The organism is Pontibacter sp. CAU 1760 (genome assembly GCF_054482735.1).
This window is the reverse complement of sequence record NZ_JBTLRL010000002.1, coordinates 164,561-180,463: the sequence shown is the minus strand read 5'-3', so window position 1 is coordinate 180,463 and position 15,903 is coordinate 164,561. Positions and strand designations below refer to the sequence as shown.

At 56.7% G+C, this 15,903-nt stretch carries 11 protein-coding genes; all 11 read right to left on the bottom strand.

Features of this window, described 5'->3' with window-relative positions; genetic code table 11:
• Positions 1-5: 5 nt before the first annotated feature.
• The gene (locus tag ACXYMU_RS03285; RefSeq protein WP_458984922.1) at positions 6-1,190 is read right to left on the bottom strand and encodes a Gfo/Idh/MocA family protein; all 1,185 of its coding nucleotides are present in this window, start codon (positions 1,188-1,190) and stop codon (positions 6-8) included.
• Positions 1,191-1,249: 59 nt separating this feature from the next.
• Positions 1,250-2,716, bottom strand: coding sequence for a glucuronate isomerase (gene uxaC, locus ACXYMU_RS03280; RefSeq protein WP_458984921.1), 1,467 nt, complete (start codon positions 2,714-2,716; stop codon positions 1,250-1,252).
• A 6-nt stretch (positions 2,717-2,722) separates the two neighbouring features.
• Positions 2,723-3,898, bottom strand: a complete 1,176-nt coding sequence (gene uxuA, locus ACXYMU_RS03275) for a mannonate dehydratase (RefSeq protein ID WP_458984920.1) — start codon at positions 3,896-3,898, stop codon at positions 2,723-2,725.
• 41 nt (positions 3,899-3,939) lie between these two features.
• On the bottom strand, positions 3,940-4,761 hold the full coding sequence (locus ACXYMU_RS03270; RefSeq protein WP_458984919.1) for an SDR family oxidoreductase: 822 nt from the start codon (positions 4,759-4,761) through the stop codon (positions 3,940-3,942).
• 141 nt (positions 4,762-4,902) lie between these two features.
• A complete protein-coding gene (locus ACXYMU_RS03265; protein ID WP_458984918.1) occupies positions 4,903-5,928 on the bottom strand; it encodes a LacI family DNA-binding transcriptional regulator in 1,026 nt (341 codons plus the stop codon).
• 188 nt (positions 5,929-6,116) lie between these two features.
• Positions 6,117-7,184 (bottom strand): DUF6807 domain-containing protein, encoded by a 1,068-nt coding sequence (locus ACXYMU_RS03260; protein WP_458984917.1) that lies wholly within the window; start codon positions 7,182-7,184, stop codon positions 6,117-6,119.
• Positions 7,185-7,244: 60 nt separating this feature from the next.
• Positions 7,245-8,588 (bottom strand): Gfo/Idh/MocA family protein, encoded by a 1,344-nt coding sequence (locus ACXYMU_RS03255; RefSeq protein WP_458984916.1) that lies wholly within the window; start codon positions 8,586-8,588, stop codon positions 7,245-7,247.
• Positions 8,589-8,624: 36 nt separating this feature from the next.
• The gene (locus ACXYMU_RS03250; RefSeq protein WP_458984915.1) at positions 8,625-10,046 is read right to left on the bottom strand and encodes a 3-keto-disaccharide hydrolase; all 1,422 of its coding nucleotides are present in this window, start codon (positions 10,044-10,046) and stop codon (positions 8,625-8,627) included.
• 160 nt (positions 10,047-10,206) lie between these two features.
• Entirely contained in the window at positions 10,207-11,850 is a 1,644-nt protein-coding gene (locus ACXYMU_RS03245; RefSeq protein ID WP_458984914.1) for a RagB/SusD family nutrient uptake outer membrane protein, read from the bottom strand.
• A 20-nt stretch (positions 11,851-11,870) separates the two neighbouring features.
• The gene (locus tag ACXYMU_RS03240; RefSeq protein ID WP_458984913.1) at positions 11,871-14,906 is read right to left on the bottom strand and encodes a SusC/RagA family TonB-linked outer membrane protein; all 3,036 of its coding nucleotides are present in this window, start codon (positions 14,904-14,906) and stop codon (positions 11,871-11,873) included.
• Between the two features lie 531 nt (positions 14,907-15,437).
• On the bottom strand, positions 15,438-15,779 hold the full coding sequence (locus tag ACXYMU_RS03235) for an L-rhamnose mutarotase (RefSeq protein ID WP_458984912.1): 342 nt from the start codon (positions 15,777-15,779) through the stop codon (positions 15,438-15,440).
• Positions 15,780-15,903: the final 124 nt, after the last annotated feature.

The following is a 15,903-nucleotide window of genomic DNA, read 5'->3' as shown; positions in this document are numbered from 1 at the left end:
TAATCCTATCCGATGATGGTGATGGGCACTTCTGCGCCCTTGCGCTCCGCAGACACGTAGCCGGCGTAGATCGTTGCGATCACATCGGCGGCAAGGCTGCTGTTGCTCTCCACCGGGTCGCCGAAGGCGGCTGTGCGGTAAAAGGCATCCATCTCGTGCTGGTAGCCGGCAAACCAGCCCTCGTCAGGCGAGATAGACGACCAGCCCTGCTTCGTCTCGGTTTTCTCCACCACATACACATCCTTGAAGTATGTCTCCGAAGGGGTATAAGCCTGCATGGCGGTGTTGGGGTTGATGTTGCAGATGGTGCGGTGGTTGGAGGTGTTCACCTCAATCCAGTTGTGCACGCCACCCAGCACCAGCTCGCTGGCGAACATGTCGGCGATGGTGCCGTCCTCGAACACCACGTGCAGCATGGCAAAGTCCTCGATGTCTTTGTAGGTGGTGCGCAGGTGCCCTTCGTCCTTGAAAGTGGGCATGCGGGTGATGGCGTGGGTGCGTGCGGAGATGGTTTGCGGTCGGATAGGCTCCCCAGTGCGGGCGCGGCCCTCCACGTGCTTCAGGTAAATGGCCGCCGACAGCGGGTGGCACCCTTTCCCGATCATCGAACCGCCCCCTGAGAACTTCCATTGCCCGTAAGTCAGCGAGTGCGAGCCGGAGTGCGACTCCTCACCGTGCATCCACAGGATCTGGGCACCGGTTTTCTCCAGCATCTCGCGCTCCTTCTGTATCGCCGGGGCATATACCCAGTTCTCGGCATACATGATCTTGCCCGCGCTGGTCTGCTCGGCCTCCACCATCCGCCGGATGCTCTGCAGCGTCTCCTCCAGGCCTGTTTCCCGCGAGAAGGTGTCGCCGTTAAAGTCCTCGCTGCCATCGCCGAAGTAGCCGGTAAACGGTTTCTCCACGATCACGTGCTTGTTTTGCTGCAGCGCGGCCACCACAATCGGCTCATGGGTTACCGGCGGGGTACAGACATGCAGCACATCGCAGTTTTCCATCAGGCTTTCCAGGCTGTCGTATGCTTCTATACCTCTTTCCTGGGTAAAGGCGCGTAGATTCTCGGCGGTGGAAGAATAAGCTCCCACGATTTCTACTTTGGCGCTGAAAACACGCTGCAGGGCATCGTAGTGGAATTTGGCCGCGAAGCCAGAACCGATGATGCCTGCCCGTATCACTTTCTTATCCATTGTGTCTGTCTTTTGATTCTTTCTTAAAAGGCACTGCCTTCAGGCTGCGCTATGCTTGCTTATTCGCCGAAGGCAAAGTAGTTCTTGGCGTTGTAGTAGCAGATGTCCTGCACCATCTTCCCGAGCCACGGCAGGTCGGCGGGCAGCAGCCCCTGCTCCACATCGTCGCCGAACATGTTGCAGACCAACCTGCGGAAGTACTCGTGGCGGGAGTAGGACAGGAACGAGCGTGAGTCGGTGAGCATGCCCACAAAGCAGCTGATGAGGCCCATGCTGGAGAGCGCGTTCATCTGGTCCTTCATCCCGTCCAGTTGATCGAGGAACCACCACGCCGAGCCGAACTGTATCTTGCCTTTGATGCCCTCGCCCTGGAAGTTGCCGGTCATGGCGGCAAAGGCCGCGTTATCGGCCGGATTCAGGTTGTAGAGGATGGTTTTGGCAAGGCTGCCCTGCTGCTCGAGTTGGTTGAGGAAAGCAGCCAGGCTGGCCGCCTGCGGAAAATCGCCGATGGAGTCATACCCCGTGTCCGGGCCATTTACCTGCAGCATGCGGGTGTTGTTGTTGCGCAGCGCGCCGAGGTGGAACTGCTGCACCCAACCATACTGGTGGTACAGCTTGCAGAGCTCCTCCAGTACGTAACCGGCAAAATCCTGCTCCAGCGCGGCGGCATCGGTGTCGTTGCCGGCCACCACGGCCGCAAACGCCTCTTCCACCTTCTGGCTCCTGCCGCCAATAAAAGGCAGGTATGACAAACCGTGATCGGATACCCTGCAGCCATGGGTATGGAAGAACCCTACCCGTTGCTGCAATGCTTCCAGCAAGGTATCTAGGCTGGTGATGGCTATGCCGCTGGCTTCGGAGAGCTTTTGCAGGTAGGCCCGGTACGTATCGCCTCCGGCTAACTGCAACACCTTGTCGGGGCGGAAAGACGGCAGCACCTTCACCTTAAAGTCAGAAGCGGCAATCTGCTGGTGATATTCCAGGCTGTCTACCGGATCGTCAGTGGTTCCGACCATCTCCACGCCAAAGCCCTCCAGCAAACCACGGGGTGTAAATGCGGGCTCCTGCAGCAGACTGTTGCACTGGGCGTAAACCTCCGATGCATTTTGCTCGCTCAGCAGTTCCGTGATGCCAAAGGGGTTCTTCAGCTCCATGTGCGCCCAGTGGTAGAGCGGGTTGCGCATGGTATAAGGCAGCGCTTTGGCCCAGGCCTGAAACTTCTCCTCGTTGGTGGCATCGCCGGTGATGTATTTTTCCGCTATACCCAACGTGCGCATGGCCCGCCACTTGTAATGGTCGCCGGCCAGCCAGATGCTCGTCATGTCGGGGTACTGCTCGTTGCGGGCAATGGCCTCAGGCGAGAGGTGGCAGTGGTAATCGATGATGGGCAGGTGCCTAGCGTAGTCGTGGTAAAGCCGCCGGGCAGTCTCTGTTTGCAGCAGGAAATCTTCGTTCAGGAAATTATTCTTCGGGAGTGCGCCCTGGCGTTTATCGGCCTTTGGCGCTGTAAGGATATCTTCTTTCATGTGTCTTCAGTTCTGATTGTTCAAGGATCGTTCAATGCCCATTTCCAGGCCCCGTAACTCAGCCAGCCCGCGCAGCCTGCCGATGGCGGAATAGCCAGGGTTGGTCTTCTTGTGCAAGTCGTCCAGCATCTGGTGCCCGTGGTCGGGCCGAAACGGAATGGGTTGTGGGCGGTTGCTGTTGGCCAGCACCAGTTCCTTCATCACGCCATACATGTCTACGTCGCCCTCCAGGTGGTTGGCCTCGTAAAAATCGCCGGCGGCATTGCGTTGGGTGCTGCGCAGGTGCACAAAATGTATGCGGTCGGCAAAAGTCCGGATAATGCCCGGCAGGTCATTATCGGCCCGCACCCCGAAGGAGCCGGTGCAGAAGCACAGGCCGTTGCTGGCAGAAGGAACGGCATCCACCAATGCGGCGAAGTCGGCGGCCGTGCTCACCACGCGCGGCAGGCCCAAAATAGGGTATGGCGGGTCGTCCGGGTGAATGACCAGCTTTACCCCTGCCTCCTCGGCCACGGGCGCCACCTCCCGCAAAAAGTGAATCAGGTGCTGGCGCAGTTTGGCAGCGTCTATGCCTTTGTAGGTATCCAGCGCCTGCTGAAACTGCTCCAGCGAAAAGCTTTCCTCGCTGCCGGGCAAACCGGCAATGATGTTGCGCTGCAGCAGCTGCTTTTCCTCCGCGCTCATCCCCTCGAAGCGTTGCTGGCCGCGTGCTAACTCTGCTTCGGTATAATCGGCGGCGGCGTTCTGGCGTTGCAGCAAGTGCACATCAAACGCCACAAAGGCCGCTTTCTCAAACCGCAGGGCTTTGGAGCCGTCCGGCATCCCGTAGCCCAGGTCGGTGCGGGTCCAGTCCAGCACGGGCATGAAGTTATAGGTGATAATGCGGATACCACAGGTCGCCAGGTTCCGGATCGACTGCTTGTAGGCTTCGATGTAGGCTTGGTAATCACCTGTCTGTGTTTTGATGGCCTCGTGCACAGGCACGCTTTCCACCACGCTCCATACCAGCCCCGCCTTGGCCACTTCTTCCTGTCTTTTCCGGATCTCGGTTACCGGCCATACCTCCCCGTTCGGGATGTGGTGCAGGGCCGTTACCACATCGGTGGCACCTGCCTGCCGGATGTCCTGCAAGGATACCGGGTCATTGGGTCCGAACCACCGCCAACTTTGTATTAAGGACATATCATTCTCCTCTTAAAATTTCTGTTTAAAAATAAGGCTCGTTATACTCCACTGAAGGCGTTAAAGCCGCCGTCTACGAGCAGCGTTTCGCCACTTACAAAGCGGGAGGCATCGCTCAGCAGGTAAATCAGGGTGCCGGTCAGTTCCTCAGGCTTGCCTAGGCGCCGAAAGGGGGTATGCTGCACAAATTTATTAGCCCGGTCGGTATAGCTCCCGTCGGGGTTCAGCAACAGGCTGCGGTTCTGCTCGGTCAGGAAAACACCGGGCGCGATGGCGTTTACCCGAACCCCATCGCCATAACGCAGGGCCATTTCCACAGCCATCCACTGGGTATAAGCCTCTACCGCTTTCTTGGCCATGGTATAGCCCAGCACCCGCGTCAGCGGCCGCTGCGCCGTGAGCGAAGAGATGTTCACGATAGCGCCCTGCCCTTTCTCCGCGATCACCTGCCCAAAAACCTGCGTGGGGATGATGGTGCCGAACAGGTTCAGGTCCACAGCCTTGCGGGTGTCCCCGATGCTGGCCTCAAACAGGTCCTGGTCGGGCATGATGGTGGCACCGGGGATGTTGCCGCCCGCCGCATTCACCAGCCCGTCGATGGTGCCCCATTTGGCCAGCACCTCTTCGCGGGCTGCGCGCATCTGGTTTTCGTCCAGCACATCGCCCAGCAGCGCCATGGCCTCGCCTCCTGCTTCCTCAATAGCGGCTACCCGCTCCTGGGCACGCGCCTGGTTGCGGCCCAGGATGGCTACTTTTGCCCCTGCCTTGCCAATAGCCAATGACATCGCCTCCCCTAATATGCCGGTGGCTCCCGTCATGACCACTACTTTCCCGGCTAATGAAAACTGCTCTAATCCATTCATTCGTTTCTGTGTTAAGGATAGCCTGCTACCCGTTCATGCTTGATTTTTCGCCTGCGGTTTGCAGCTTTTGCTTCACAATCGATTGCAGGCAGGTATAAAAAAGAAGGCAATCCTATGTGCTAAGCTGCCTTTTGGGTTCTGCTAGTTTTGACTCGATTCGCGTTTGATCACCTCCACTGGCGTGGTCATGGAGATATAGCTGCGGCCTGGCTTTACTTTCTGCTTCACCAGGTCCATGATAAGCCGTGCGGCCTGCTCACCCATCTCATACGGAAACTGCTCTACCGACGTAATGGGCGGCTGTATGATCCGGACCCGTGGGTCATTGGAGTAACCGGCCAGTTTCAGGTCCTCCGGGATGCGTAGGCCTAGTTTCCGGGCGTAATCCATTACCGCGATGGCTGTGGTGTCGTTGCTCGTGAAGAAGGCATCCGGGTATGGTTTGGAGGCAAACAGGCTTTCACAGGTTTTGATGGCGTTCTCATACGTCAGTTCGTGGAAGTGCACCAGGTCCTCGTCCAGTGGCACCTCATACTTCTTCAGTGCGTCCTGGTAGCCGGCATAGCGCTCGCTGTACAGGCTGCAGCTAAGCGGGCCACTGATCTGGGCAATGCGCCGGCACCCTTGTTCCAGCAGGTGCAGCGTAGACCTGTACCCGCCCTGGTAATCGTCGCCCTGAATTTTGTGGGCCGAGTAGCCTTTGGGCACCCGGTCGTAAAACACCAGCGGCACATTGGCTTTCTGAAAAACATCAAACGCCGAGAAATCCTCAGTATAAAGCGTGGACGAAACGATTAGCCCTTCTACCCGCAGCGCATGCAGCACATTCACCAACTGCTTCTCCAGCACCGGCGACTCGTTCGATTGAAAGATCATTAGGTTGTAATCGCACTTCTGCAACTCATTCTGAATCGCGGTGATCACCGCCGACTGAAAATACATCGAGATGCGGGGCACGATCAGGCCGATAATGTTGGACTTGCTCTTGCGCAAGCTGGAGGCCATGGCATTGAGCTGGTAACCAGACCGCTCCACCGCTTCTTTTACCCGTTCCTTCGTTTCCTGGCTCACGTGCGGATGATCGCTCAAAGCCCGGGAGACGGTGGAAGTTGAAAGCCCAAGTTCCAAGGCAATATCTTTTAACCGATGTTGAGGTTGTCTGCTCATATCCACGCTGCCGCTTTCCGCAATTATCATACTGGCATCTAAATATATTAAAATTTAACCATACTGAAGCGACTCAGCCGCCTTTCGGCTTAAACCGCCCTTCTAGCCAGTATCAATTTACCAAGAGCAAATCCTGCAGGTCCTGCACCAGCATCATTCCTGTATGCCGCTTCTGCAGGCCCGTTACCTTATTGCGGCTGCTTGCTGAATTGCTCGAATTGCTTGTTCACAGCGGCTGGATTCAGGTTACTGCCTGCGTGCACCACCAACAAGTGCCTGAACGTGACTGATTGCCCAGCCGGAAGCTTGAAGTTCATTTCCTCTTTTCCGTCGCTCATGGCCTTTTGCCCCAAGCCGTTCGCCGCAAACAGCCCATACCCCCTGGCATGCCAGTAAGTCGGGAAGCCCGGGTTTTGGGGATGGTCGAGCAGGGCTACGGTAACAGGCTCCTGCGCTATTTTCCCGTTCAGGCTCACCCACCTGGCTCTGGTTCCCCATACCTCGTCGCCGGTGATGGCCTCGCTGCTGCGGTACATGCCCGTTACGCCCTCATTGTTCAGCTGCGGCACCGCCGTTGCCTTGCCGCTGGCATCGGTATAAAGCTCCGGCTTGGTGGAAGGGTGCTCCAGCTCGCGGGCCACCCGAAGCGCCACCAGCCCCTCTTTGTTGTCTTTGAACAGGACATCCTCCTTTAAAGCCCTGAGTGTGGTGATGCGTTCGATGGTTCGAGTATCGCCTTCGCCGCTGAAGATAAACTTGGTGGTTTCCTGCAGCAGTGTCGTGCCATCGGGCTTTTGCCAGTCGGCGCTCACCACCAGTTCTGCCTTGTTGTCGGTGCTCGCCATGCGCTCCACTTTGCGGTGCCGAATCGTTCCGAAAGGCCCCTTGTGGCTGCCGGTATCGTTGGAGTTGTTCCAGAAGTCATGGCCGTTCACGTCGCCGTAGTTAAACCACAGGCCCACATGGTGCGGGTGGTCTACCCGCTCGCCAGGTCTCGGTGCAAGAGGCCACCCGCGGGTGATGGCCTTGCCACTTGGCGTTAGGATAGGATATAAAACAGGCTTTTTCACCTCTCCCGGGTAGGTATAGGCGGTAAACAGCTTGCCATCTACTAGCACTTCCACGCGCTTGTTCGCCTTGTCTTCCTTCAGCTCGAACCGTTTGGGCTTCGACTGGCCCGCCACTTCCGCCAGGCTCAGCACGCACAACGCGCCCAAAGCCAGCTGTCTCAGTTTCTGTTTACAGATAGTAAGCATATGCGCTTGTTTAAGGAAGTTCTACACAAAAATAACCTGTTGCCGTAAAGGGGTACTTTGTTAACTCACCACCACGTCCTGCTTGGTGTCGTCGAAGGTGACGCGCTTGCCGGTTTGCATGGCCACGCGCGTCATGATGTTTGCGACAGAGTGGTTATAGCCCGCTTTCACGGAGGCATGGGGTGTTTGGCGGCTGCGCACGCAGTCCATCCAGTTGCGCATGTGCAGCGAGGTCATCGGATCGCCGCCGGTGTTGGCACCCGTGGCGATCTTTGCCTGGTCGGGCAGGGTATAATCCGCCAGCAGGTTGGGCTGCATGTTCATGTCGTCAGCCATGTTTTTGGTCAGGCCGCCCTCTGAGGTGATCTTGTTGGTGTCGAGGTTCAGCATACCGCCATTGGAGTAGTAAAGCTCTTTCACGCCGCCCGCCGAGTTGCTGAAACGGGAGGAGTAGACCACCTGAAAGCCTTTGGAGGCATCGCCTGCCGGGCCGTAGTCGAACACTGCCGTCAGGGTATCGGGATTTTCGCGGCCGTCCTGCCACATGTAGATGCCGCCGTTGGCCGCCACGCTGCGTGGGTGCTCCAGGCCGGTGAACCAGTGCACCGTGTCGATCTGGTGCGACATCCACTGGCCGGGTATGCCCGACGAGTAAGGCCAGAACAGGCGGTACTCGAGGTACTTGCGCGGGTCCCAGGCCACCTTCGGGCGGTTCATCAGGAAACGGTCCCAGTCGGTGTCTTCCTTCCGGATCTGGCTTACCAGGTCGGGTCTTCTCCAGCGGCCCGGCTGGTTCACGTTCCAGGTCATCTCCACCATCTTGATGTCGCCGAACTTGCCGGATTTTATATACTCGTTAGCGGCAATGTAATTAGGCGCGCTGCGGCGCTGCGATCCGATCTGCACGATCTTGCCGGTCTCCTCCACGGCCTTCAGGATGGCGCGGGCGTCTTCCATGGTTTCGGCCATCGGCTTCTCCAGGTACACGTCCTTGCCCTGGCGCACGGCCTCCACCCCCATCAGGGCATGCTGGAAGTCGGCGGTGCTGATGATTACCGCATCCACGCCGCCCCGGGAATAAAGCTCGTCGTTGTTGCGGTATTTCTTCAGTTTATTGCCGCTTTTCTCCTTTATATAAGCCTCGGCCTCATCGCGGCGGCGGTTCCAGATATCCGACACACCGGCAAACTCAAAGTTGAGCTCTTTGGAATGGTTCATAAAAGCCGGGTAAAGCGAGTGCTTGAAGCGATCCGAAAACCCGACAATGCCTACCCGCACCCGGTCGTTGGCACCCAGTATGCGGCCATAGCTTTTGGCGCTGAAGCCCATCACCGAGAAGCCCAGTGTGCCGATGGCTGCTTTTTTCAGAAAATCGCGGCGGTTATTTACGTTTTTTTCTTCCATGTCTTTATTTTTTATAGAGGCCTGCAGGCGGCGTGCCTATAGCTGTGTTGCTTTGTTAAGTTCTTTGATCTTGATGCTGCGGAAGGACACCTTGTTGCCGTGGTCCTGCAGCAGCAGGTGGCCGCGCGGCGCCTCGCCAAAGTTCTCCCAGTCCTTGTACTTGCTGATGGCTACCAGGTCACGGAACTCCTTGGAGCCCCGCTTATACTCCAGCACCTTGATGCCGTTCAGCCAGTGCTCCACGGTGTTATCAGGCTTCACCACCAGGCGGGCCAGGTTCCACTCACCGATGGGCTTCAGGAAGCGCTGGTTTTTCTCAGAGGTTTTCAGGTCGTAAAGCGAGGCGATGGTGCGGTTTCCGTCGCGGCCCATCTTGGCATCCGGGTGCTTCTCATCGTCCAGCAGCTGGTACTCCAGCCCGATGGCCGAGCCTTTGCCCACCTTTTCTTTCTCCGTCACGAAGTACTTGATGCCGCTGTTGGCGCCTTCCGTCAGCTTGAACTGCACCTGCAGGTCAAAGGCGTCAAACTCTTTCTCCGTCACAATGTCGCCGCCGTTCACCGACTCACCGCCACCGGACTCCAGCACCTGCAGCTCGTCGTTCTCGATGCGCCAGCCGCCTGCCGGAAACTTATCTTGGTGCGCGCCGCGCCAGCCATTGGTGGTTTTGCCATCCCAAAGCAAAGTCCATCCCTGCTGTCGCTCCTGCTCGGTCAGCGTGTTCGGCACGAGGTTCACCACATAGGCATCATGCCCTTGCTTGTGTTGCAGGTCGGTGGTTTTAATGCGGATGTTGCGCCACTTGATCTCCTTGCCGGCATCCTCCGCCTTCCCGATAGAGTGCACCTGCAGCGCAATCAAGCCCTTCGGGGTCATATCATCCACCACCGAGGCGACCGGCACGCCGTTCACCCAAGTTTTGATCTTGTCGCCGATGGCCTCGATGCGCACCTGGTTCCATTCTCCCTTCTTAAAGGCGTCCTGGGCAGAGGGGTTCAGCGAAAGGGGGTATAACCAGCCGCGCCGGGCCTCGTCATAGATTCCGCCGGTCCATTTACGGTCAGAGGGGTCCAACTCAAACTGGTATCCGTGCACACGGCCGTCCATCACGGCGGGGTCCGAGATGCTCCGGAACTGCACGCCGCTGTTGATGTCGTTGTTCAGCATCACGTCAAACTCCAGTATAAAGTCGCCATACTCCTTGTCGGCGGCCAAAAAGCTGTTCGGTGAGTCGGTAATGGTGGTGCCCACAATCACGCCGTCCTCTACCTTGTAGCTGGCCTTGCCGTTTATCTGATTCCACCCTGAAAGGTCCTTCCCATTGAATAACTGGGTCCAACCGTTTTCCATTACCGTTTCGGTTTGCTGCACGGTATCGTTGGTTCGGGAAGTGCACCCAAACTGGGGGCCAGCGAATAGAAGAGGCATGAGCAACAGGGATAAATGTTTTTTTCTCATTTTATGGATGATAAGTTGATCTAAGAATTTATCGTTTGTGGAAGTCCGGCGCGCTGTTCCTGGTTTACCCAAGGAAGACAACGAACCATGATTTCCTAAAATACTAAAACTTTGGCTTACCTAACAGGCAAAGCACTACAAATGCACGGCACCTCAGCCGCTAGTAGCCTGCGTTTTGCGCAAACTCTGAACTGGTGCGGTCTATTTGGTCCTGCGGGATGGGGCGCAGCACGTGGTGCGGCTTGATGTTATCGGCGCCATACGGGTTATGGGCTTTCACGCGCTCCACGAGTTTGCCTGTGCGCACCAGGTCGAACCAGCGGAACATCTCCCCCACCAGTTCCCGCGCCCGCTCATCCAGTATAAAGTCGATGTTCAGCTGGCCTGGGTCTACCATCATGGCCTGGCGGTGCCGCTCCGTCTCCTCGGGCGTGGCCCCTACCTTGGCCGCCCTTCTGCGCAGGGTGTTGATGTATTGGGCCGCCTCTTCCGTTTTGCCAGTCATCATCAGCGCCTCTGCCGCAATCAGGTACGTCTCCGCCAGTCGCATCATCGGAAAGTCGCGCACCCCGGCCGCCTGGTTGTCCGGGCGCAAGGCATCCTCGAACTTACGCAGCGACGGATATTTCTTAGGGGTATACATGCTCGGCGTGATCACCTGGTAGCGCTTGCTGGCCACCACGCTGGCGGGCAACTCCACCCCGGGCAGCCAGATGGCCGTATCGCCCACGCTGTAAGCCGGCGCGCCGTTTACCTGCGGAATGGTGGCTGCATTGTTGGCGTAAAACACCTTCTTGAAAAACTTGTCATAGCGGGCATCGTTTTGGCGGTCGGCATACACCTGGTTCAACAGAAAGTCGGTTGGGCGGAAGCGCTTCCAGGGGGTACCGTTCGTCAGATCGCGTTTCATACCCGGCTCAATGTCGTACTGCATCAGCACAAAGCGGCTGGCGTTGTTAGGGCCGTCGCCGTTATAAATCTGGTCGTTGATATACTGTGCCGCAAAGATCACCTCGTCGTTCTGCTCATTTCCCTGCGCAAAGGCGTCCATCACGTCCGGCAGCAGCTTATAGCTGTAGTCGCTGATGACGGTTTTGGCCAAGGTGGCGGCCCGCTCATAATCGGTTGCCTGGGCAGCCGAAGACGAGGCACGGGTCAGCAGCACACGGGCCAGCAGGTGCTCAGCGGCTGGCTTAGTGGCCCTTCCCCAGTCTTTGGTGGTGGCAGGCAGGTCGGCGATGGCGTCTTCCAGGTCCTTCACAATTACCTTGTACACTTCCTCCACACTGCTTCGGCTGGAGGCCGTCTGCACGCCTTTCGTCTCGTCGAGACTGATGTGCACCGGGCCGAACGTCTGCACGAGCACGAAGTAGTGGTGCGCGCGCAGAAACTTGGCTTCTCCGATTCTGATCTTGCGCGTCACCTCGTTGAGGTTGCTAATTTCCGGGGCACGCCCGATGATGGCATTGGTGGTATTGATGCCCACATAAAAGTTGTTCCATATCTCGCGGCTATACTGGTTGCGCGGGTCGAGCTGGGCGGAATACGTGTCGAAGAACTTGAAGCCGCCATCAGAGCCCTGCATGTAAATGTCGGTGCCAAAAACGGTGGTGGTCATGCCCCGCTCCACGCCGTAATACTGGCGCAGGGGCTGGTACGCGGCCACCACCGCGGCCTCCAGGCCATCGCTGGTGCTGATAAAGCTGTCGGTTAGTTCGGTGCGCACGTCCTCGTCGAGCAGGTTGTTACAAGCAGTGGTTGCAAGGCCGGTGAGGAGGAGTAAGTGAAAGATATGTCGTTTCATAAGATTCAGTTTTAAGGCTACTAAAATTTAACATTCAACCCGAGCAGGTACTGCGAGTAAGACGGCGTGTCCTGGCGCGGGAACTCCGGGTCGATGCCCTTGTAATCGCGCACATAAGAAGAGAAGATGAGTGGCTGCTGCGCCGTGGCGTATATCCGCACCGCGCCCAGCTTCACTTTATCGGTCAGGGCGCTTGGCACGTTGTAGCCCAGGTTGATGTTGCGGATCTTCACGAAGGAACCGTCGAAATAGCGCAGGGTGCTGGCGTAAACCGGGCTTTCCTGGTTCTGATTAGGCCGTGGGTAGGCATTTGTCGGGTTGTTCGGCGTCCAGTAGTCCACGTCCAGGCTGTTGTAGCGCCCAAACAGGTTGATGGGACCGCCCTCGTGCAGGTTACTAATGATGGTGTTGCCAAACTGGCCGAACAAGAAGAAGGAGAAGTCAAAGTCCTTGTATGAGAAGCGGTGCGTCATGCCGCCCTGCCAGTTTGGCCGCGGTGTGCCAAGTATAATCCTGTCGTCGGCCGTGATTTTGTTGTCGCCATTCACATCGCGCACCTTTATCTCGCCGGGCTTCTGCCCATACAACTTTGCCTGCTCCACCTCGCCCTGCTGCCAGATGCCGATCTTGTCATAGTCATAGTACACATTAATTGGCTTGCCAATAAACCACTGGCTGCCCACATCGTCGGTCTTGCCGCCGTACAGCTCCACAATCTTCTCGCGGTTAGCAAAGGCGTTCAGGTCCACAGACCAGTTAAAGTCGTTACCCGGCACCACAATGGCCGAAAGCGCGAACTCTACCCCCGTGTTCTGGGTGCTGCCGATGTTCTCGAGCACACTCCCGAAGCCACTGGTAAAGGGCAGCTGGCGCTGCAGCAGCAGGTCGCGGGTCTGCTGGCGGTATACCTCCAGGCTGCCCGATATGCGGTTGTTCCAGGCCCCGAAATCCACCCCGAAGTTAAACGAGCTGGTTGTCTCCCAGCGCAGGTCGTCGTTGCGGATAGCCCCCGGGCGGAAGCCAAACAAGCCGGTGTTGCCGAAGGAGTAGGTGGTGCGGGCTAGGGAGCCCTGCGTTTGGTAGGGGTTGATGCCTGTATTGCCCGTTTCGCCGTAGCTGGCGCGCAGCCTGAGCGTGGACAGCCATGGGATATCCTGCATAAAAGCCTCGTTGCTGATGTTCCAGCCTACTGCCACTGATGGGAAAAAGCCCCATTTCTTGCCTTCCGCAAAGCGGGAAGAACCGTCGGCACGGCCAGTTAAGGTCAGCAGGTAACGGCTGTCGTAGCCATAGTTAACGCGGGCCATGTACGAGAGGATGTTCCATTTCTGGTAGAAGGAACCCACGCCTGTCACCTTGGAGGCGGCACCCAGGTTATAATATTCCATGTCCTCGGCCGGAACCCCCTGCACGTCGATGCTGGTAGCCTCCTGCTTGCGCTGCTGCACGCTGTACAGGCCCGTTACGGCCAGGTTGTGCTTCTGGGCGAAGGTTTTGTTGTAGTTCAGGATGTTCTCGAGGGTATAATTGAACACCTGGTCCTCGTCGGCGTGCGCCGTGGGGTCGTTGCCCCGGCGGGCGTTGGTGTAGCGGCCGGTAAAATTGCCTTTGCGGCTCTGGATCAGGTCCGGCCCGAAGTTAAGGCGATAGCTCAGGCCCTCCGCCAATTGCACTTCCCCGTACAGGCTGCTGAAGATGCGCAGTCGGTCTTCTTTGTTCACATGGGCGCCTTTCACCAACTCACTGAGGGGGTTGGAGCGCAAGCCATCGTTTGTAGGCAGGAAAATCAGGTTACCCGCCTCATCGTAAGGCATGCCCAATGGATTCTCAGACAGCGCATCGTCATACGGGTTCAGGTCCAGGCCGTTCAGCACACTCTTGCTAAGCAGCGAGGACACACCTACCTTGATGCGGTCGCCTATCTTCTGGTCCAGGTTCACGCGCAGAGTATAGCGCGACATGTCCTGAATCTTGATGATGCCTTCGTCTTTAAAGTAGTTCAGCGACACAGCATAACGGGTGTCTTCTGTACCGCCATTCACACCCAGCTGGTGGTTCTGGATAACACCTCTCCGGAGCATGTGCTCCTGGTAATCGGTAGAGCGCCCTAACCGGATCGACTCCAGCTCTACCGGCTCGAAGAGCGCTTCGTCGGCAGCCTGCGGATTGCTGTCATTGTAGTTGCCGGTTGCCCGTCTCGACTCCCTCTTGTATTCGGCAAACTCCTCGCCGTTCATCATATCCACCTTGCCCAATGCCTTCGAGAAGCCAATATAGGTATCGTAGGTTACCCGGGCCTTGCCCACGGTGCCGCGCTTGGTCGTAACCAACACCACCCCGTTAGCACCCCTGGAACCATAGATTGCCGTGGCGGAGGCGTCTTTCAGCACCTCAATGGAAGCGATGTCCTGCGGGGCGATGTCGTTTATACCTCCCGTAATCGGGATTCCGTCCACTACATATAGCGGGTCGTTGTCGGCTGAGAAAGATCGGTTTCCCCGTACCCGCACCGTTACACCGGCTCCTGGCCGCGTGCCGGCCATCGACACGTTTACACCGGCCACACGCCCCTGCAGTGCCTGCGCCGCGCTGGTCACGGGCACTTCCTGAATCTCCTCAGCCTTTACGGAGCCAACTGCCCCGGTGATATCGCTTTTCTTTTGCGTGCCATACCCCACTACCACCACTTCTTCCAGCGCTTTGGTGTCTTCCTGCAGCACTACGTTCACAGTCGTCTTGCCGTTAATCGGCACCTCATTGGCCACAAACCCTATAAATGAGAAAACCAGTGTGCCTGAGGGCTGGGCGATCCGAAGTGAGTAGGTGCCATCCACGCCAGTTGTGGCGCCGTTGGTCGTGCCTTTTAAGACTACCGTAACACCTGGCAACGGCTCGCCCTGGGCAGAGGTCACCTTTCCCTGAACAACGACATCAGCCAGTTTGCTGCCGGCCTCAGTCGCGGCCCCCTCAGCAATAGCAAGTGCATGTGCTTCGACAGGAACTTTAACAAGGCCTGCCAAGAGCATGACGAAGGTAAATTTGGTATAAATGGACATAAGCAATGATGTTAAGATGAAAGAATAGTACTCATATGCCACGCTGGCACGCCAGCGCCCGTAATCTGTATTGATGTCGAAGCCAAGTAGCTAAATCCTAAACTTTGGAATCGATTGCAGTAAAGTAAAATCAAGAAGCAGGTTTTCTGTAAACAGGCGGAGTAGTTACTACAAATCCTGTTTTTGACGGCAAAATGGCAGTCCTAGAGGGTATAAGCTTTCTTAAAAGAGACTGTTTGATACTAATCCAGCCTGTTTTCCTTTCCTTTAGGGTTCCTGTTGCCATTTCATCCTATGCTAAATTCATTGCTTTGGGAACGATTGCAGAAGATATTTAAAGAAAAGGCTTTTGCAAGCCTTGTTCTACAATCTAATCGGTGATTGGTTAATCACTGATTACTACATAAAGGTATACATTTATTTTATTCGTCAAAATAAATATCAAAAAAACCGGGCAAAGCAGTTGATTTTTTGGGGTTAGCGGTTCACCGGAAGATGTGTGTGAATGAACGGCTTATGCAGCCAGCGGGTCTACAGATGCGCATCCAGCGAAAAAATTTGGTGCATGGGCATCCATTTCGCCCCTTCGGGCGCCCCGGGCAGGGGCTGCTGGTACTGCCACATCAACTGTTCCCATTCCTGCACCTTTGGGTTATGGGCGTCTAAGGCGGCCTTTCGCTCAAAACTAAACGTATCGTCTGTTTCCATGAGCATAAAGAGCCTGTTGCCATACCGATAAATGTCCATTCCGGTGATGCCAGCCGCCCGAATGCTCTGCTGCACTTCCGGCCATACCTGTTGGTGCCATTGCTCATACGCAGCGATCAGGCGCTCATCATCTTTCAGGTCAAGGGTAAAGCAATGTCTGTTCATAGAGGAGGGTATCTGGTTTCAGTTTGTTTTTAAGAAGGCCTGGCTGATCCTTGCAGCGCATTAAAATAATGATTTCAACCAAAAAATCCCTGCCAACCATAGATGCAGGTCGGCAGGGATGTCT

What these genes read in the sequence shown, in the direction of transcription:
- ACXYMU_RS03285 (WP_458984922.1), bottom strand. Translation starts at nt 1,190, where the DNA reads ATGGATAAGAAAGTGATACGGGCAGGCATCATCGGTTCTGGCTTCGCG.
- uxaC (WP_458984921.1), bottom strand. Translation starts at nt 2,716, where the DNA reads ATGAAAGAAGATATCCTTACAGCGCCAAAGGCCGATAAACGCCAGGGC.
- uxuA (WP_458984920.1), bottom strand. Translation starts at nt 3,898, where the DNA reads ATGTCCTTAATACAAAGTTGGCGGTGGTTCGGACCCAATGACCCGGTA.
- ACXYMU_RS03270 (WP_458984919.1), bottom strand. Translation starts at nt 4,761, where the DNA reads ATGAATGGATTAGAGCAGTTTTCATTAGCCGGGAAAGTAGTGGTCATG.
- ACXYMU_RS03265 (WP_458984918.1), bottom strand. Translation starts at nt 5,928, where the DNA reads ATGAGCAGACAACCTCAACATCGGTTAAAAGATATTGCCTTGGAACTT.
- ACXYMU_RS03260 (WP_458984917.1), bottom strand. Translation starts at nt 7,184, where the DNA reads ATGCTTACTATCTGTAAACAGAAACTGAGACAGCTGGCTTTGGGCGCG.
- ACXYMU_RS03255 (WP_458984916.1), bottom strand. Translation starts at nt 8,588, where the DNA reads ATGGAAGAAAAAAACGTAAATAACCGCCGCGATTTTCTGAAAAAAGCA.
- ACXYMU_RS03250 (WP_458984915.1), bottom strand. Translation starts at nt 10,046, where the DNA reads ATGAGAAAAAAACATTTATCCCTGTTGCTCATGCCTCTTCTATTCGCT.
- ACXYMU_RS03245 (WP_458984914.1), bottom strand. Translation starts at nt 11,850, where the DNA reads ATGAAACGACATATCTTTCACTTACTCCTCCTCACCGGCCTTGCAACC.
- ACXYMU_RS03240 (WP_458984913.1), bottom strand. Translation starts at nt 14,906, where the DNA reads ATGTCCATTTATACCAAATTTACCTTCGTCATGCTCTTGGCAGGCCTT.
- ACXYMU_RS03235 (WP_458984912.1), bottom strand. Translation starts at nt 15,779, where the DNA reads ATGAACAGACATTGCTTTACCCTTGACCTGAAAGATGATGAGCGCCTG.